The organism is Methylobacterium platani, from assembly GCF_001653715.1.
Taxonomy (GTDB): Bacteria; Pseudomonadota; Alphaproteobacteria; order Rhizobiales; family Beijerinckiaceae; genus Methylobacterium; species Methylobacterium platani.
In genome coordinates, this window is sequence record NZ_LWHQ01000040.1 from 23680 (window position 1) to 41585 (window position 17906).

The 17906-nt window shown below is 74.6% G+C and carries 17 protein-coding genes; 3 read left to right on the top strand and 14 right to left on the bottom strand.

Features of this window, described 5'->3' with window-relative positions; translation table 11 throughout:
• Positions 1 to 177: 177 nt before the first annotated feature.
• The gene (locus A5481_RS20375) at positions 178 to 2238 is read left to right on the top strand and encodes a M3 family metallopeptidase (RefSeq protein WP_048435571.1); all 2061 of its coding nucleotides are present in this window, start codon (positions 178 to 180) and stop codon (positions 2236 to 2238) included.
• 5 nt (positions 2239 to 2243) lie between these two features.
• On the opposite strand, the gene A5481_RS20380 is transcribed toward A5481_RS20375, so the two are convergent.
• From A5481_RS20380 to A5481_RS20390, 3 genes are read right to left on the bottom strand one after another with little or no spacing between them, the layout of a single operon-like run.
• A complete protein-coding gene (locus A5481_RS20380; protein ID WP_048435572.1) occupies positions 2244 to 2978 on the bottom strand; it encodes an ABC transporter permease in 735 nt (244 codons plus the stop codon).
• Positions 2975 to 4153: an ABC transporter permease gene (locus A5481_RS20385; protein WP_048435573.1), complete on the bottom strand. Its 1179-nt coding sequence runs from the start codon at positions 4151 to 4153 to the stop codon at positions 2975 to 2977. Before A5481_RS20385 ends, A5481_RS20380 begins: the two co-directional genes overlap by 4 nt.
• Complete coding sequence (locus A5481_RS20390) at positions 4150 to 5196, bottom strand: glycine betaine ABC transporter substrate-binding protein (RefSeq protein ID WP_245239015.1); 1047 nt, start codon at positions 5194 to 5196, stop codon at positions 4150 to 4152. The genes A5481_RS20385 and A5481_RS20390 overlap by 4 nt, the downstream gene beginning before the upstream one ends.
• Before the next feature lie 239 nt (positions 5197 to 5435).
• Here A5481_RS20390 and A5481_RS20395 point away from each other — a divergent pair, with 239 nt between their 5' ends.
• Entirely contained in the window at positions 5436 to 5750 is a 315-nt protein-coding gene (locus tag A5481_RS20395; RefSeq protein ID WP_395413666.1) for a response regulator, read from the top strand.
• Between the two features lie 154 nt (positions 5751 to 5904).
• Here the strand turns inward: A5481_RS20395 and A5481_RS20400 are convergent, their stop codons facing one another.
• The 3 genes from A5481_RS20400 to rsmI form a co-directional block, all read right to left on the bottom strand.
• Positions 5905 to 6120, bottom strand: a complete 216-nt coding sequence (locus tag A5481_RS20400; RefSeq protein WP_048435575.1) for a hypothetical protein — start codon at positions 6118 to 6120, stop codon at positions 5905 to 5907.
• 90 nt (positions 6121 to 6210) lie between these two features.
• On the bottom strand, positions 6211 to 6600 hold the full coding sequence (locus A5481_RS20405) for a YraN family protein (protein WP_082173292.1): 390 nt from the start codon (positions 6598 to 6600) through the stop codon (positions 6211 to 6213).
• A complete protein-coding gene (gene rsmI, locus A5481_RS20410) occupies positions 6584 to 7552 on the bottom strand; it encodes a 16S rRNA (cytidine(1402)-2'-O)-methyltransferase (RefSeq protein ID WP_048435577.1) in 969 nt (322 codons plus the stop codon). The genes A5481_RS20405 and rsmI overlap by 17 nt, the downstream gene beginning before the upstream one ends.
• Before the next feature lie 165 nt (positions 7553 to 7717).
• Between rsmI and A5481_RS20415 the strand changes: the two genes are divergently transcribed.
• On the top strand, positions 7718 to 8926 hold the full coding sequence (locus A5481_RS20415; RefSeq protein WP_197514216.1) for a penicillin-binding protein activator: 1209 nt from the start codon (positions 7718 to 7720) through the stop codon (positions 8924 to 8926).
• Positions 8927 to 9119: 193 nt separating this feature from the next.
• Here A5481_RS20415 and A5481_RS20420 read toward each other — a convergent pair whose 3' ends face one another.
• From A5481_RS20420 to A5481_RS20455, 8 genes are all read right to left on the bottom strand, one after another.
• The gene (locus A5481_RS20420) at positions 9120 to 10340 is read right to left on the bottom strand and encodes an MFS transporter (RefSeq protein WP_245239017.1); all 1221 of its coding nucleotides are present in this window, start codon (positions 10338 to 10340) and stop codon (positions 9120 to 9122) included.
• A 145-nt stretch (positions 10341 to 10485) separates the two neighbouring features.
• The gene (locus A5481_RS20425) at positions 10486 to 10926 is read right to left on the bottom strand and encodes a helix-turn-helix domain-containing protein (RefSeq protein ID WP_048435579.1); all 441 of its coding nucleotides are present in this window, start codon (positions 10924 to 10926) and stop codon (positions 10486 to 10488) included.
• Complete coding sequence (gene lnt / locus A5481_RS20430; RefSeq protein ID WP_048435580.1) at positions 10923 to 12623, bottom strand: apolipoprotein N-acyltransferase; 1701 nt, start codon at positions 12621 to 12623, stop codon at positions 10923 to 10925. The genes A5481_RS20425 and lnt overlap by 4 nt, the downstream gene beginning before the upstream one ends.
• A 133-nt stretch (positions 12624 to 12756) precedes the next feature.
• Positions 12757 to 13797, bottom strand: a complete 1041-nt coding sequence (locus tag A5481_RS20435; protein WP_048435581.1) for a hemolysin family protein — start codon at positions 13795 to 13797, stop codon at positions 12757 to 12759.
• 34 nt (positions 13798 to 13831) lie between these two features.
• Entirely contained in the window at positions 13832 to 14329 is a 498-nt protein-coding gene (ybeY, locus tag A5481_RS20440) for an rRNA maturation RNase YbeY (RefSeq protein WP_048435582.1), read from the bottom strand.
• Positions 14326 to 15450: a PhoH family protein gene (locus A5481_RS20445; protein ID WP_082173290.1), complete on the bottom strand. Its 1125-nt coding sequence runs from the start codon at positions 15448 to 15450 to the stop codon at positions 14326 to 14328. Before A5481_RS20445 ends, ybeY begins: the two co-directional genes overlap by 4 nt.
• Positions 15451 to 15461: 11 nt before the next feature.
• Positions 15462 to 16814, bottom strand: coding sequence for a tRNA (N6-isopentenyl adenosine(37)-C2)-methylthiotransferase MiaB (miaB, locus tag A5481_RS20450; RefSeq protein WP_048435583.1), 1353 nt, complete (start codon positions 16812 to 16814; stop codon positions 15462 to 15464).
• Positions 16815 to 16876: 62 nt separating this feature from the next.
• Positions 16877 to 17767 (bottom strand): lysophospholipid acyltransferase family protein, encoded by an 891-nt coding sequence (locus A5481_RS20455; protein WP_048435584.1) that lies wholly within the window; start codon positions 17765 to 17767, stop codon positions 16877 to 16879.
• Positions 17768 to 17906: the final 139 nt, after the last annotated feature.

The window sequence follows — 17906 nt, forward strand, 5'->3', positions numbered from 1 at the left end:
CGTCGCCGACCGAGGGGCATCCCGCGCCTGGTTCGTCTCCGGATCCTGTCTCGGACGGCTCTCCACAACGGGCGGCAAAGCGTGACCGTTCCCCGTGCGGCGGCCTGCGACCGGCCTTCGCTTGCGCTGGTCCGCGCAAGGGCTATCGTCGCCCGCCACACCAGCGAGAGGACCAGCATGCGCGGCGTCACGGCGGAGCACGAGCCCAACCCTTTCTCCGAGCCGGCCTGGACCACGCCGCACGGGCTGCCGCCCTTCGAGCGCATCGCGCCGTCGCATTACGAGCCGGCCTTCGAGCGGGCGCTGGCCCAGCACGTCGCCGAGATCGAGGCGATTGCCGGCAACCCCGAGCCGCCGACCTTCGCCAACACGATCGAGGCGCTGGAGCGCGCGGGCCAAGCCCTGCGGCGGGTCTCCTCGACCTTCTTCAACCTGACCGGCAGCCACACCAATCCCGAGCTGCAGGCCGTCGAGCGGGCGGTGGCGCCGCGGCTCGCCCGCCACGGCAGCGCGATCTACCTCAACCCCGACCTGTGGGCGCGGGTCTCGGCCATCGCCGAGGACGGCCTGTCGGACGAGGAGAAGCGGGTGCGCGAGCGCTACCGCCTGCGCTTCCGCCGGGCCGGCGCCGAGCTCGACGCCGAGGCCAAGGAGCGCATGGCCGCCATCGCGGCGCGGCTCGCCGAGCTCGGGACCCAGTTCAGCCAGAACCTGCTCGCCGACGAGAGCGCCTTCACCCTGGAGCTGTCCGGCGAGGACGAGCTCGCCGGGCTGCCGCCGTTCCTGCGCGCCTCCGCGGCCCGCGCCGCCGAGGAGCGCGGACTCAAGGACCGCCACGTCGTCACCCTGTCGCGCTCGCTGATCGAGCCGTTCCTGGTCTTCTCGACCAACCGTTCCTTGCGCGAGCGCGCCTACGCCGCCTGGATCCGCCGGGGCGAGAACGGCGGCGACACCGACAACCGGGCGATCGTCACCGAGACCCTGCGCCTGCGCGCCGAGCGGGCCCGCCTGCTCGGCTACCCGAGCTACGCCGCCTTCCGCCTCGACGACACCATGGCGGGCAGCGCCGAGGCCGCGGTCGGGCTCCTGGAGGAGGTCTGGGCGCCGGCCCGCGCGCGGGCCGAGGCCGAGCGCGACCGGCTGCAGGCGCTCGCCCGCGAGGACGGCCAGACGGCGCCCCTCGCGCCGTGGGACTGGCGCCACTACGCCGAGCGCCTGCGCCGGCGCGAGCACGCCCTCGACGAGGGCGAGATCAAGCCGTACCTGCCCCTCGAAGGCATGATCCAGGCCGCCTTCGACACGGCGCACCGCCTGTTCGGCCTCTCCTTCACCGAGCTCGCGGACGTGCCGCGCTACCATCCCGAGGTGCGGGCCTGGGAGGTCGCCGACCGCGACGGGCGGCTGATCGGGCTGTTCCTCGGCGACTACTTCGCGCGGGCGAGCAAGCGCTCCGGCGCTTGGATGAGCGGCTTCCGCTCGCAGGAGCGGCTGACCGGCGAGGTCACGCCGATCATCGTCAACGTGATGAACTTCGCCAAGGGCGGCGATGACGAGCCGGCGCTCCTGTCCTTCGACGATGCCCGGACGCTGTTCCACGAATTCGGCCACGCCCTGCACGGGCTGCTCTCGAACGTGACCTACCCGATCCTCGCCGGCACCGCGGTGGCGGGCGACTTCGTCGAGCTGCCGTCCCAGCTCTACGAGCACTGGCTGGAGCAGCCCGAGGTGCTGCGGTCGCACGCCCGCCACTACCGCACCGGCGAGCCGATGCCCGAGGACCTGCTGCGCCGGCTGCTGGCCGCCCGCACCTTCAACCAGGGCTTCGCCACGGTGGAATACACGGCGTCGGCCATCGTCGATCTCGACCTGCACCTCTCGGGCGAGGCCGAATCCGGCATCGATCCGCTGGCCTTCGAGGCCGAGTCGCTGCGCCGGATCGGCATGCCGGGCGAGATCGCGATGCGCCACCGCACCCCCCACTTCCAGCACATCTTCGCCGGCGAAGGGTATGCGGCGGGCTATTACAGCTATCTCTGGTCCGAGGTGCTGGACGCCGACGCCTTCGACGCCTTCCGGGAAGCCGGGAACATCTTCGATCCGGCCACCGCCGAGCGCCTGCGCACCTACGTGTACGGCGCCGGCAACCTGCGGGACGCGCGCAGCGCCTACACGGCGTTCCGCGGCCGACTGCCGAGCACCGGGCCGCTCCTGCGCAAGCGGGGTCTGGCGGCGGCCTGACCGCCTTATCGCCGCAGGGCGCGGTCCAACCCCGCCACCGCGGCGAGCCAGCCCGCATCGGCCAGGAAGGCGAGGGCCGCGGCGGCCGCCGCGCCCTGGACCAGAGCCAGGGTGTTCTGGGTCTGCAGGCCGACGACGATCGGCGTGCCGAGGGTCTGGGCGCCGGCGAGCGCCCCGACCGCCGCGGTCGCCACCGCCAGGACCAGCACCACCCGCAAGGCCTCGAGGATCGGCCCGGCGGCGAGCGGCAGCTCGACCCGGAGCAGCATCTGGGCCGGGGTGAGCCCCATCGCGGTCGCGGCCCGGCGCACGTCGTCCGGCACGGTGGCGAGCGCGCCGACGGTGCCGCGCATCACCGGCATCAGCCCGTAGGCGGCGAGCGCCAGCAGGACCGGCGGGGCGCCGAAGCCGATCACCGGCAGCGCGAGGGCGATGATCACGACCGGCGGTGCGGCCTGCGCCGCCGCCGCCAGGGTGTCGAGGGAGGCGCGCAGGGAGGCGCCCGCCGCCCGGGTCGCCAGGATGCCAAGCGTGAGGCCGGCCCCGCCGGCGAGGGCGAATCCCGCCAGCGCCAGGGCGAGGTGCTGCCGGGCGAGCCAGGCGAGGCGCCCGGCCGGCACCGGCGTGCCGGCCGGCAGTCCTGAGGCGCGGATGACGAACCCGGCGACCTCCGGCAGGCTCAGGGCCGCGAGAGCGATCCCGAGGAGGAGCGGCGCCAGGGCGCGGCGGGCGCGGGTCATGCCGTCTCTCCCTGGATCCGTATCGCGTCGTCCGTCCCGGGGCCGGCGAGGAGGGCGAGGCCGGCATCGACCGCGAGCGCCAGGGCGATCACCGGCAGCGCCCCGAGCAGGATCAGGTCCTGGGCGAACTGCGCCATGCCCTCGAACACCACCGCACCGAGCCCGCCGGCCCCGACGAGGCCGCCGAGGGTGGCGAGCCCGATGCTCTGCACCGCCGCGACCCGCAGGGCCCCGATCAGCACCGGCGCCCCGAGCGGCAGGCGCACCCGCAGCAGCATCTGGCGGGGCGTGAGGCCCATGGCCCGGGCGGCGGCGAGCACGTCGGGATCCGCCGCCGCGAGGCCGGCGGCGAGGCCGCGCACCAGCGGCAGGCCGAGATAGGCGGCGGTGCCGATCACCGCCGGGGTCGGGCCGATGGCGGCGAGCCCGAGGCTGCGCAGGGCCGGCACGAGGGCGAGCAGCCCCGACAGGCCGGCCACCAGGCCGGCGAACAGCGCCAGCGCCGGCACGACCTGGATCCCGTTGAGGAGCCCGTCGGCGAACCGCGCCGCCGGCCCGTCGCGCAGGTGCAGGAGCGCCAGCGGGCCCGAGACCGCGAGGGCGAGCCCGAGTGCCCCCCCGGCGAGGCCGAGATGCTGCAGGAAGGCGGTCGCCAGGGCCTGCTCCCGCGCCCGATACTCGACCGCGAGCGAGAGGGCATCGAGGAGGCCGGCCCGCCCGGCCAGGATCGTGACGCCGACGAGGAGCAGGGCGGCGACGAGGCCGCCGCGGCGCGGCAGCACCGCCCGGACGGCCTCGGCGAGCAGGACCGCCAGGGCGAGCCCGGCGAGCCAGGCTCCCGCGCCGAGGGCGGCGCGGGCGGCCGGCGGCTGCCCGGCGAGGAGGCCGGCGGCACCCTGCCCGGCCCCCACGACGAGCGCGATCCAGGCGGCAAGCGCCGCCGCGACCGCGGCCCAGCTGCGCCAGGGTCTCGCCGGGCCGGCCAGCAGGCCGGAGGCCAGGAGCGCGAGGGCGCCCGCCGCGGCTCCGAGAAGGCCGCAGCCGACGGGGCTGCCCGGCACGAGGCGGTTCGGCGCCAGGGCGAGGAACGGCAGGCCGGCGAGCGCCGCGACCGCGAGGGCGGCGAGCGCCGGCGGCAGCCAGGCGGCGGGCCGGGCGAGGAGGTGAGCCTTCACGGCGAGGATCCCTCCATGGCCGGCCTGTCCGGCGCGGCGCCGTCGGATGCAGGCGTGTCCGGCGCGGCGCCGTCCTGCGGGAGCGACGCGAGGTAGCGGCGGGCGACGGCCTCCGGCGTGTCGCCGTCGACGGCGATCCGGGCGTTCAGTCGCCGCAGGGTCGGCAGGTCGAGGCCGGCGAACAGGCGGTCGAGGGCCGGCGCGATCTGCGGGTGTCGCGCGAGCACCGCGGCGCGGAACAGGGGCGCCGGCTCGTAGACGATCTGCGCGCCGGCCGGGTCGCTCATCACCACCACGTCGAGGGCGGCGATCGCCCCGTCGGTGCCGTAGACCATGCCGGCATTGACCCCGCTGATGCCCTGGGCCGCGGCGCGCAGCGTGACCGCGGTGTCGCCGCCCGGCAGCATCACGATCCGCTCCCGCGGCATCGTGAAGTCGTAGGCCTGCTCGAAGGACGGCAGGGCGGCGGGGCTCTCGACGAATTCCGCGGACGCCGCGAGCTCGATCAGGCCGCGGCGGACGGCGCCGGCGAAATCCGCCATCGTGGCGAGGCGCTCCGCGCGCGCCAGGCTTCCCTGCACGGCGATCTGCCAGGTGTTGTTGGCCGGGGCGGCTTTCAGCCAGGTGAGGCCGTTCCTGGCGTCGAACGCCTTCGCCGCCGCGTAGGCCGTGTCCGCCCGGCGCCAGACCGGATCGGCCTCGGTGCCGGAGAAGAAGGCGGCGTTGCCGGTATATTCCGGGTAGCCGTCGATCTCGCCCGCGGTGAGCGCGGTGCGCACGATGCGGGTCGGCCCGAGCTGGAGCCGGGCCGTGACCGGCACCCCGAGGCGCCGGAGGGTCATCACGATCAGGTGGCCGAGGAGCGCGCCTTCCCCGTCGACCTTCGAGGCGACGACCACCGGCTTGGCCGTCGGATCGTCGGCCCGCACCCCGGTCGCGACCGTGAGGCCGGCGAGCGCACCCCCTATCACGGAGCGCCGATTCAAGGGGGCGGGGGCGGAGCGCCGCCGCTGCATCGCGTCCCAGGTCGGTGCGCTTGACATGTCTGGCTTTCCGGGCGACGGCTCACCGGCGCAGGTACTGGTGGCCGGCGCGGACTCGCATGGGTTGCGGGCGATGGAAACCCCTGACGGCTTTGCGGTTTCCGCAGCGGCAGGGACGGGTCGGTCGAACCCCGGTTCGGGGCGTTGAGGGAAAGAACTCCGGCGTGGGCACGGAAACAAGCGAAGACCTCCTGAACGGTGCCCGCGTCCTCGTGGTGGAGGACGAAGCGGCGATCTCGATGCTGCTGGAGGACATGCTGCTCGATTTCGGCTGCGAGGTCGTGGGTCCGGCGGCGCGCCTGAGCAAGGCGCTCGAGATGGCCGAGACCGAGAGCTTCGTGGTCGCGATCCTCGACGTCAACGTCGCCGGCGAGCCGATCTACCCCGTCGCCGAGGCGATCGTGCGCCGCGGCCTGCCGCTGGTCTTCTCGACCGGCTACGGCGGCGCCGGCATCCGCGAGCCGTTCCGCGACCGCCCGGTGGTCCAGAAGCCGTTCAGCCAGCAGGATCTCAAGCGCACCCTGATCGCCGCGATCGCGGCGGCGGCGGGCTGACGGACGTCCCGCGCCCGGGCGCTGCACCGCAGCGCATCATTAGGGGGCTTGCCGCGGCGAGGAGCGGCGCGTCCGCGACGCGCACGCCCCTGCGAAGCCTCGAGCGGACATGGGGCTCGGGTCCCGCTGAGGCCGGCCCCGGGCCGACGCCGCCTCAGCGGACCGGCTGCGCCCTCGCCCGGATCGCGCGCCGCTCGGCCGGTTCATGGCGCTCGGCCGTCTCCTGAGCCTCGACGCGGCGCTTGAACGCGCCCCAGGCCATCAGCGTGCAGCCGCAGCCGTCGCACTCGATCATGGCGTCGTCGTTCAGGTCGGCCGGCAGGCGGACCGCCGGCGAGCCGCAGGACTCGCATCCGAACCCGCTGCGCATCTCGCAAAACCCCTCTCGCGTTCCGGTCTTGCCCGCAAGCTTAGGCATGCTGCGCTGCACGCAAGATGAACGGAACCGCGGAATCCCGCCTTACCCATCCATCTCCAGCTCGAAGGCCGAGACGACGTGGCGCGGCCAGCGGCCCGGCGTCACGAACACCGCATCGGCCCGCAGGGTGAGGCCGGCGCTCCAGGGCGCGCGGGCGATCCAGGCCCGCGCGGCGCGGGAGAACAGCCGGCGCTTGCGGGCGTCGATGGCGACGAGCGCCTCGTCCAGGGTCGGCCGGGCCTTGACCTCGACGAAGGCGACCACGCGGCCGCGGCGCAGGATCAGGTCGATCTCGCCGCCCGCGGCGGAGAAGCGCCAGGCGAGCGGCCGGTAGCCCTTGAGCAGCAGGGCGACGGCCGCCAGGAGCTCGGCCCGGCGCCCGCGCGCGAAGGTCAGCCGGCGCCGGCGCGCCGCGTCAGGCGTCGCCGGCATCGTCGGCGCGACGGGCCAGAACCAGGGCGCGGGCATAGACCTCGCGCCGCTTCAGCCCGGTCTCGTCGGCGACGAGGCTCGCCGCGTCCTTGATCGAGTGGCGGGCGAGCGCCGCCGCGATCCGGGCATCGAGGTCGGCGTCGGCTTCCGGGCCCGGCGCGTCGTCGGGGGCGGTGCCGATCACCACCACCACCTCGCCCTTGGGCGGGCCGGAGGCGGCGTACTCGGCGGCCAGCCCCGCGAGGTCGCCGCGGCGCACGGTCTCGAACAGCTTGGTCAGCTCGCGCGCCACCGCGGCCGGCCGGGTCCCGCCCAGCACCTCGGCGGCGTCGGCGAGCATCTCGGGCAGGCGGTGGGGCGCCTCGAACAGCACCAGCGTGCCGGGGACGGCGCCGAGGGTCGCGAGGCGGTTGCGCCGCGCTCCGGACTTCTGCGGCAGGAACCCCTCGAAGAAGAACCGGTCGGTCGGCAGGCCGGCGGCGACCAGCGCCGTGATGGCGGCCGAGGGCCCGGGGATCGGCGTGATCGCCAGCCCCGCCTCGATCGCCGCCTGGACCAGCTTGAAGCCGGGATCCGAGACCAGCGGGGTGCCGGCATCCGACACGAGGGCCAGGGCCTCGCCGCCCTTCATGCGGGCGATCATCCGCTCGCGCACCCCCTCCCCCGAATGCTCGTGATAGGCGACGAGCGGCGTGGTGATGCCGTAATGGGCGAGCAGCGTGCGGGTGACCCGCGTGTCCTCGGCCAGGACCGCGTCGGCGGCGGCCAGCGTCGAGAGCGCCCGGAAGGTCACGTCCTTCAGGTTGCCGATCGGCGTCGCCACCACGTGCAGGCCGGGGGACAGGGGCTCGGCCTCGGCCGCGAGGCCGAAGGCGGTGTAGACCGCCGGGCCCCGGCCGGTCGCGGACCGGTCCGGGGAGCGGCGGCGGGGATCGTCGCTGCGCTGGGTCATCGCCCGGGACACTGCCACGGCACCCTGCCCTCGCGCCATCGCGCTCTGCCCGGCAGCGGTCGTTTACTTTTCGTCGGCAGACTTTATGCACCGGGCATGGATGTTGCTGGTCGGTTGCCGCCGCCGATTCGCGGTGCGGGCCCGGCCGGAGCGGGGGAGCGGGCGATGGGGGGCATCGGCCTCGACACTTTCGGGCGTCTCGTGCGGCGCACCTGGCCGCTCGCGGGATTGCTGGCGCTCGGTGCCTGCGGCGGGATCGAGAGCCCGGTCGTCGCCTCCCGCACCGTGCCGGTCGAGGCGCCGGCCGCGCCGTCCGGCGACGGGACGACGCTCGGCACCGGCAGCGTGAAGGTCGCGCTGATCCTGCCACTCTCCGGTCCCGGGGCCGCGGTCGGGGCGGGCTTGCGCAACGCCGCCATCCTGGCCCTCGACGAATCGCAGAGCCCCGACCTGAAGCTCCTGGTGAAGGACGACCGCGGCACGCCGGACGGTGCCCGGGAGGCCGCGGCCGCCGCGCTGGCGGAGGGGGCGGAGCTCGTCATCGGCCCGCTCTTCGCCGCCACGGTGCAATCCGCCGCCGCCACGGCCCGGCCCGCCGGCAAGCCGGTCATCGCGTTCTCGACCGATGCCGGCGTGGCGGCCCGGGGTGTCTACCTGCTGAGCTTCCTGCCGCAGCCGGAGGTCGACCGCGTCATCGACGAGACCACGGCGGCGGGGCGGCGCTCCTTCGTCGCGCTGATCCCGGAGACGACCTACGGCAGCGTCGTCGAGGCGCAGTTCCGCGAGGCGGCGGCCCGCCGCGGCGCCCGCGTGGTGGCGATCGAGCGCTATCCCGCCGGCAACCCGGCCGCCGCCGTGGCGCGCATCGCGCCGTTCGTCACGGGCGCCGCGCCGCAGGCCGACGCGCTGTTCCTGCCCGACACGCCCGAGGGCCTTTCCGCCGCCGGCGCCGCCCTCGCCCGCGCCGGCTTCAACCCGGCCCGGGTCAAGCCGGTCGGCACCGCGGTCTGGAACGACCCGCGGGTCTTCGCCCTGCCGGCCTTCCAGGGCGGCTGGTTCGCCGCCGCCGATCCGGCGGGCTTCACCGGCTTCGGCCAGCGGTACCGGGCCAGGTTCGGCACCGATCCGGTCCGCGTCGCGACGCTGGCCTACGACGCGGTGTCGCTGGCCGCCGCGCTCAACCGGCAATACGGGTCGCAGCGCTTCGCCGACACGACGCTGACCAATCCGTCGGGCTTCGCCGGGATCGACGGCACTTTCCGGTTCCGCCCGGAGGGCACCAGCGAGCGGACCCTCGCGGTGTTCGAGATCCGCGCCGGCGGCGCGACGATCGTCAGGCCGGCGTCCCGGGCGCTCGGGCCGTCGGGAACCTGAGTCCCGGGCCTTGCACCGGCCCTGCGAAGAATCCCGGGAGGCGACGCTCCCGGGACCGGGCCGGATTCGTGCGCCGGCCGCCGATCGGGGCCGGGACGTCGTCGACGGTTGCGGCTACGGACGGTGAAGGAGCCGTGGCCGTTCCGCTCCCCGTGGGGTCCGGGCTCGGCCCGCGAACGCGATCGGACGCGACTCAGATCCGGACCGTCCGGTTCCGCGCCGCCATCAGGCCGAAGCTCCCCGCCGCCAGGCACAGGGCCGCGTAGAGCATCGCCGGCAGGAACCAGCCGCCGCTCGCCTCGTGGACGATCCCGACCAGGAACGGGCCGAGCGCCGCGCCGCAATAGCCGACGCCCTGCGCCATGGCGGAGAGCTCGGCGGCGGCACGCGGGTCGCCGGCCCGCAGCACGATCAGCGTCAGGGCGAGGCCGAAGCAGCCGCCGAGCCCGAGGCCCAGCACCAGGGCGAAGCCCCAGGCGAGGGCCAGCGGCCCGACGAGGAGCCCGGTGAAGCCGACGAGCGGCAGGCTGACGACCAGCACCACCCAGGGCCGCTGGTCCGGCCGGCGCGCCGCGAGCGTCGGCACCAGGAGCGCGAGCAGGCCTTGCGCCAGCGCCGAGACCGAGGCGACGAGCCCGGCCGCGACGATGTCGAAGCCGCGATCGACGAGCGCCGCGGGCAGCCAGCCGAACACGATGTAGGCGAGCGACGATTGCAGGCCCATGAAGGCCGTGACCTGCCAGGCCAGGGGATCGCGCCACAGGGCGCCGCTCGGCCGCGCGGCGGTGCCGGAGGGAAGCGGGCGGCCGCGGACGAAGGGCAGCCAGGCGGCGGCGGCGACGAGGGCGGGCGCGGCCCACAGCATCAGGGCGCCCTCCCAGCCGAGATCGAGCGCCCGGCGCGCCGGCACGGTGAAGCCGGCGCCGGCGGCGGCGCCGAGGCACAGCAGGGCGGTGTAGAGGCCGGTCATCAGGCCGGCCCGGTCGGGAAAGTCGCGCTTGACGATGCCGGGCAGGATCACCCCGACGATGCCGATCGCCGCGGCGGCGACCACCGAGCCGAGGAACAGCAGCGGCACCCCGCCGAGGCCGCGCAGGGTCAGCCCCAGCGCCAGCACCACCAGGGCCGCCAGCACCCCGGCATCCGGCCCGATGCGCCGCACGAGCAGCGGCGCCAGGCGCCCGAATACCCCCAGGCACAGGACCGGCAGGGTGACGAGGGCCCCGGCCAGGGCGCCGGACAGGCCGGTCTCCGCCCGGATTCCCGGCAGGAGCGGACCGACGCTCGACAGGGCGGGCCGGAGATTGAAGGCGACCAGCATCAGCCCCAGCCCGATCAGGACCGGGGGAAAGCCGTCCCGCGGCCGCTCCGGCCACGCGACCCCGGTGCCGGGCTCCCGTTCGATGGTCCGCACTCGATCCTCCCTGCCGCGCCTGCGCGCGATGTCGTCGCGCCGGCGCGCGATGGCGTCGCGCGTGGTCCGCGCGTTCAGGGGGTCATAGCGTCATGGCGGCACGGCGAGCACCGACACCTTTGCAACCCCGCACCGATGCGGGCGGTCACTCGGCGTCGGGGGGAGCCGTGTCGGGCGCGTCCGCGTCGGGCGCCGCCGCGCCGATCGCCTCGACCAGGCTGATGATGCGCCGGCGCACCTGGCTGTCGCCGATGCGCTGGAAGGCGCGCACCAGCTGCAGGTCCTGGCTGGTCCAGAACACGTCGTGGGCGGCGGTGCCGGGGGTCGGCTCCGCCGATTCGTCGCGGGTCCCGTCCTGGCGCGGCGCGCCCTCGTAGAAGAAGCTCACCGGCACGCCGAGCATGTCGGCGATCTGGCGCAGCCGGCTGGCGCTGATGCGGTTGGTCCCCTTCTCGTATTTCTGGATCTGCTGGAAGGTCACGCCCAGCGCGTCGCCCAGCTTCTCCTGGCTCACGCCGACGAGGAGCCGCCGGACGCGCACGCGATGCCCGACATGGCGATCGACCGGATCGGGTGCCTTCTTCACATCGACGCTCCGCGGGGCGGTGGGGGCGCGCGACGATGGCGCGCGCCGATTGCAATCACCCCGCACCCTAGAAGCATGACGGCGAAAAAAACATCGCCGAAACGTACGTATGGCGGGCTTTCCCTAAGGTTTCTCGGGAGATTGCGATCGAGCACGCCTTCGGTTCCGACCGACAACATTCCGGTCACCCGGCCGTAGGGGTCGACCACGGCACTGACGCCGGTATTGGCCGCCCGGACGAGAGGAATCCCTTCCTCTACGGCGCGCAGGCGCGCCTGGGCGAAATGCTGGCGCGGCCCGGGCGTGTCGCCGAACCAGCCGTCGTTGGTGACGTTGAGGAGGAGGCCCGGACGATCCCGGTGCGATGCGACGGCGCCGGGGAAGATCGCCTCGTAGCAGATCGAGGGCGCCACCGGCGGCAGGCCCGGCACCGTCAGGGAGCGCCGCTCATGCGCCTCGGCCGGGGTGAAGCCGCCGGGCACCGCCACGAACTGCTTGAGGCCGAGGGCGCGCAGCAGGCTGTCGACCGGCCCCGGCAGGTACTCGCCGAACGGCACGAGGTGGAGCTTGTCGTAGCGCCCGCCGACCAGGCCGTCCTGCCCGATCATCAGGATCGAGTTGTAGAAGTGCAGGCGCTCGCCGGGCAGCGGCTCGTCGGCCCGCGCCGCGCCGGTGACGAGCAGCGTGCCGGGCGGCAGGGCCGACCCGATCCGCCGCAGGGCCTGGGGATCGCGCTGGATCAGGAACGGGAACGAGGATTCCGGCCAGATCAGGTGGGTGACGTCGCGCAGGCCCTGGCGGTCCGGGGCGGTGGCGCTGTCGCTCAGGCCGAGATAGCGCTCGAGGATGCCCTCGCGGTTGCGCGGGTTGAAGCGGGCATCCTGCGGGATGTTGGCCTGGACGAGGCGCAGGCGCACGCCGGGCACCTCCGGCACCGGGCCCGCCGGCACGCGCAGGGCGCCCGCGCCTCCCAGGCCGGCGAGGACGACGAGGGCGGCGAGGGTGGGGCCGAAGCGCCGGGCCGGGCCGCCGGCATCCGCCAGGGTGGCGGGCGCCGCGCCGCACAGCAGGGCCAGCACGGTCAGGCCGTAGAGGCCGACGACCGAGGCCGCCTGCATGAGCCAGAGGTTCTGGCCGAGCGCCATCCCGATCGTGTTCCAGGGAAAGCCCGTGAACAGGTGGCCGCGCAGCCACTCGGCCCCGCCGACCCCGAAGGCCAGGGCGGCGATGCGGCCGGGCCCCGGCGACCAGATCAGCCGGGCGACGGCGAAGCCCGCGCCGTAGAACAGCCCGAGCGCCGCCGGCAGGCCGAGCACGCCGAGCGGCATCAGCCAGGCGAACTGGTCGGCCTCGACCAGGAAGGCGGCCCCTAACCACCACAGGCCGGCCGTGAGGTAGCCGAAGCCCCAGGCCCAGCCGATCAGCCCGGCGGCGAGCGCCGTGCCGGCGCGCCGGCCGAGGCGCGAGGAGGCGGTGGCGGCCCCGTCGAGGAGCCAGACCGCCGGCACCAGGGCGAGGCAGAGGGCGGGCAGGATCCCGAAGGGCGGCATCGCCAGGGCGCCGCAGGCGCCGGCGAGCCAGGCGAGGCCCAGGCGGGTCCAGCCGGAGGTCAGGGCGATGCGGTGCGCGAGCGGCGCGAGGCCGAACGGCGCTGCCGGGGCGGCGCGCGCCGCCCCGTCGGTGTCGATGTCGTGCATGATGGGCGGGCTCGCGGGGCGGCGCGCGGGCGGGCATGCGTCGCGCATCTCCGCCCGGTCTGGAAGGAGGGCATCGTTCGCCGGACCGGCGCCCGCCCCGGCGAACGATGCCCGGGCGCCGCAGGGGGACGGGTCAGGCGGCGGATTCGGCCCGCAAGGCGGCTTCGCCGTCCGGCGGCGGCAGGGCGAGCGGCGTCCCGGGCCCCTCGAGCCGGGCGAGGCCGCGATGCATCCGCAGCCGCTTGATCCGGCGCGGATCGGCATCGAGCACCTCGACCTCGAAGTCGCCCGGCACCGCGATGACCTCGCCCCTCGCCGGGACGCGACCCGCGATGGTGACGATCAGGCCGCCGAGGGTGTCGACCTCCTCGGCCGCCTCGCCGACCGCCGCCGCGAGGTCGACGCCCGTCGCCTCGGCGACGTCGTCGAGGCTGGCGCGGGCGTCGGCGACGAAGATCTCGCTCTCGCCGTCGACCTTGAGGACGCGATGGCCCTCGGCGACGTCGTGCTCGTCCTCGATGTCGCCGACCACGACCTCGATCAGGTCCTCGATCGAGATCAGGCCGTCGGTGCCGCCGTACTCGTCGATGACGAGGGCCATGTGGGTGCGGCTGGCCTGCATCCGGGCAAGCAGGTCGATCGCCGGCATCGAGGGCGGCACGAACAGCACCGGCCGCAGGATCCGGGTGGTGGCCAGCGTCGCCGTGAGATCGACCTCGGCGAGGTCGGGCAGGCCGTCGCCGGCGGCCTCGGCCCGGCTCGCCATGTAGTCGACGAAGTCGCGGATGTGGACCATGCCCCGGGGATCGTCGAGGCTCTCGCCGTAGACCGGCAGGCGGGAATGGCCGGCCGAGCGGAAGACCTTGAGCAGGTTGCCGAGCGCGGTGTCGATCGAGACCGCCACCACGTCGGCCCGGGGGATCATCACGTCGTCGACCCGCACCCGGTGGAGGCTCAGCACGTTCTTGAGCATCGCCTGCTCGACCGGCGAGACGGCGTGGTCGCCGTTCTGCATTTCGGCGAGGGCGTCCGACAGCCCGTCGCGCTGGGCGTCGCGGGCCTTCAGGTGGAAGATGTTGAGAAGGCGATCATACCAGGGTTCGCGCCCCGGACTGTCGTCCTCCGGGATCGCCTGCGCGGTCGCGGCGGCGCTGCGACTTCGATCGTTGCTCATGTCTCTCGCGTCTGGAGTGAGGGCGCTCCGCGCCTTACTCGGCCGGGTCGCCGTACGGGTCCGGCATGCCGAGGCGCCGCAGGGCCGCGACTTCCAACGCCTCCATGGCGTCGGCCTCGGCATCGCCGAGCTCGTGGTCGTGACCGAGGAGGTGCAGCGTGCCATGAACCACGAGGTGGGCGAGGTGGTGGCCGAGGGGCTTGGACTGCTCGCCACTCTCGCGCAGGAGTGTGTCATACGCAAGAACCACGTCGCCGAGGAGGCGCGGCCCGCCGCCATGCGGCTGCTCGTTGGGGAAGGACAGCACGTTGGTCGGCTTGTCCTTGCCGCGCCAGGCGCGGTTCAGCTCCTGCACCGCGGGATCGTCGGTCAGCACGATGCTGATCTCGATCGGGCCGCCGGGCGGCACGGTGGCGAGGGCCGCCTCGACGGCGCGGGCGACGAAGTCCTCGAGGTCGGGCGCGACGCCCTCCCAGCGCTCGTCCTCGACCGCGACGTCGATCTCGTTCTCGTTCTCGTCGTGGTCGCTCACGGCAGCGGCCCCCGGCGCGAGGGCGTCGGCCGCTGGGATGCAGCCTCCGGGTTCTCCCGGGCATCGGCCTCGTAGGCCGTGACGATCCGGCGCACCAGGTCGTGGCGCACCACGTCGACGTCCCGGAAAGTCACCCGGCCGACGCCCTCGACGCCGTCGAGGATCCGCACCGCCTCGACGAGGCCGGATTTCTGGCCCGGCGGCAGGTCGATCTGGCTCGGATCGCCGGTGACGATCATGCGCGAGTTCTCACCGAGCCGGGTCAGGAACATCTTCATCTGCATCGAGGTGGTGTTCTGCGCCTCGTCGAGGAGCACCACCGCGTTGGTCAGGGTCCGGCCGCGCATGAAGGCGAGCGGCGCGATCTCGATCATGCCGGTCTGCAGGCCGCGGTCGACGTGGCGCGCCTCCATGAAGTCGTAGAGCGCGTCGTAGATCGGCCGGAGATAGGGATCGACCTTCTCGCGCATGTCGCCGGGCAGGAAGCCCAGGCGCTCGCCGGCCTCGACCGCCGGGCGCGACAGGATCAGCCGCTCGGCATGGCCCTGCTCGAGCAGCGAGACGGCGTAGCCGACGGCGAGCCAGGTCTTACCGGTGCCGGCCGGCCCCTCGGCGAAGACCAGCTCGTGGGCGCGCAGCGCCTTGATGTAGGCGTCCTGCGCCGCGTTGCGGGCCCGCACCGCGCCGCGGCGCCGGGTGGCGATCTGGTCGAAGGACGGGCGCTCGCCGTTGGCCGGCGCCTCGGCCGGCGAGAACAGGTTGCCCTGGATCGTGCTCTCCTGGATCACCCCGTCGACGTCGCCGAGTGTGAGCGGGGTCCCTCCCCCGTCGCGGACGCGGGCATAGAGCAGCTCCAGCACCCGGCGCGCCCGCTCGGTCGAATCGGGCGGGCCCTTGACCACGACGTGGTTGCCGAGGGCGGTGGCCACGACGCCGAGCCGCCGCTCGAGATGGGCGACGTTCTGGTCGTACTGGCCGAAGACCAGGCTCGCCAGGCGGTTGTCGTCGAAGGTGAGGGCGATCTCGGCGGCCTCGCTCAGGCCCGCCACCGCCCGCGGCGCGATCTCCCGCGCGGGCTCGCGCCCTCTCGGCCCGCGGCCGCCCGCCTCTCCCGTCGGCATCCTGTCGTTCCTCACGCGGCGACCGTGGCAGCGGCCGGGATTGCGTCGATCGCCTCGCCGAACAGGCTGTTGGAGCCGGTCCGGGTGATCCGCACGGGGATCTCGGTGCCGATCGCCGAGACGTCGCCCTCGATCTGCACCGCCTGGAGATAGGGCGACTTGCCGGCGACCTGGCCCGGATGGCGCCCGGCCTTCTCGATCAGCACCGGCACGGTCCGTCCCACGGTGGCGTGGTTGAAGTCCTGGCGCTGGCGCTCGAGCAGCGCCTGCAATTCGGCCAGCCGCTCGCTCTTCACCGCCTCCGGCACCGCGTCGGCGCTGTCGGCCGCCGGCGTGCCGGGGCGCGGGCTGTACTTGAACGAGAAGGCGCTGGCGAAACCGACATCGGCGATGAGCCGCATCGTCTCGGCGTGGTCGGCGTCGGTCTCGCCCGGGAAGCCGACGATGAAGTCGGAGGAGAGCGCGATGTCGGGGCGTGCCGCCCGCACCCGGTCGATCAGCCGGCGATAGGTGTCGGCGTCGTGCTTGCGGTTCATGGCGGCGAGGATCCGGTCCGAGCCCGACTGCACCGGCAGGTGCAGGTAGGGCATCAGGGCCGGCAGGTCGCGATGCGCCGCGATCAGGGCCTCGTCCATGTCGCGCGGGTGGCTGGTGGTGTAGCGCAGCCGCAGGATGCCGGGGATCGCGGCGACGCGGTGCAGGAGTTCCCCGAGCGTCCAGTCGCGCCCGTCCGGGCCGGGCCCATGGAAGGCGTTGACGTTCTGGCCGATCAGGGTCAGCTCGCGGGCGCCCGCGGCGGCCAGCCGCTCGGCCTCCGCGACGATCTTCGCGACCGACCGCGAGACCTCGGCCCCGCGGGTATAGGGCACGACGCAGAAGGCGCAGAACTTGTCGCAGCCCTCCTGCACCGTGAGAAAGGCCGAGACGCCGGGGGTGCGGCGCAGCGGCAGGTGGTCGAACTTGTCCTCGACCGGGAATTCGGTGTCGACGACCCGGCCGTCCTTCGCGGCGGCGAGCAGCTGCGGCAGGCGGTGGTAGCTCTGCGGCCCCACCACCACGTCGACGCCGGGCGCGCGGTTGAGGATCTCGCGGCCTTCCGCCTGCGCGACGCAGCCGGCCACCACCACCGTGGTGTCGCGGCCGGCCTCCGCCCGCTCGCCCTTCAGCACCCGCAGGCGGCCGAGCTCGGAATAGACCTTCTCCGCCGCCTTCTCGCGGATGTGGCAGGTGTTGAGGACGACGACGTCGGCCTCCTCCACGGTGCCGGTCTCGACGAAGCCCTCGCGGCCGAGCAGGTCGACCATGCGGGAGGCGTCGTAGACGTTCATCTGGCAGCCGTAGGATTTGACGAACGCTTTCTTCAACGAACCGGCCCTGAGCGGAGATGATCGGATGCGGCGGCGGCCCGGAGGCCAGTTCCGTTCATTTAAGCCGTCGCGGCCGGAATGAGAATAGGCGGCGCGGCCGCGGCGGGCGGGGCATCGGCGCGCGGCGCCTCCGGTGCGGGGTCGCGGACCGGCGCCGGCGGGCGCCCGGTCACCGCCTCCTGCAGGGCGCGGCGGATCCCGGCCTCGGCCAGCGCGGTCGCCGCCTTGCGGTCGGTGCCGGCCGAGAAGGCGATCGGCTCGCCCCAGGTCACCGTCACGTCGATCGGCCCGCGCTCGAAGAACATCGTCACGCTGGGCGCGAGCGCCATGTCGCCGTACCAGGCGACGTCCGGGCGCTCGGCCCGGGTCAGCGGCAGGCCGTGGCGGCGCGTGTAGGCGATGCAGAGCGGCTGCAGCCGCACCCGGTCGATCCCGCCCTCGCTGATCGCCGCCCGCGCGGCGCCGACGAGGGAGGTGCGGAACGGCAGGAGCCGGGTGCCGTCGCCGGTGGTGCCCTCGGCGAACAGCACGATCAGGTCGCCGTCGCGCAGGCGCCGGCTCATCTCGGTATTGACCACCGCGGTGTGGCGCTTGCGGCCCCTGTCGATGAACAGGGTGCGCTGGAGCCGCGCGAGCGTCCCGATCACCGGCCAGCCGGCGATCTCGGACTTCGCCACGAAGGAGAGCGGCCGCAGGCTTCCCAGCACCGGGATGTCGAGCCAGGAGATGTGGTTGGCGAGCACCAGGGCCGCCTCCCCGGCGGCCGGCGGGGTGCCGGCGACGGTGATCCGCACCTGGAACAGGCGCAGGAAGACCCGGTGCAGCCAGGCCGGCGCGTGGCCGGCGACGGTGCCGCGCCCGAACCTCAGCGCGAGCCAGTGCGGGCCGACGAGGAGCAGGAAGGTGAGCGCGTAGGCGAGGAGGCGCAGGCCGGCGACGAGATGCGTCATGGTTCGGGCGGCGGGCGCTCAGGCTGTCTCGCGGGCCGCGCGGCCCGGCCGCGCTCACCGCTGCCGCATACCAAGTCCGGCCCGGGGCGTCCACCGCCGGCCGGTCCTTCCCGTCCCGGGGCGTCCTCCCCCGGGGCGG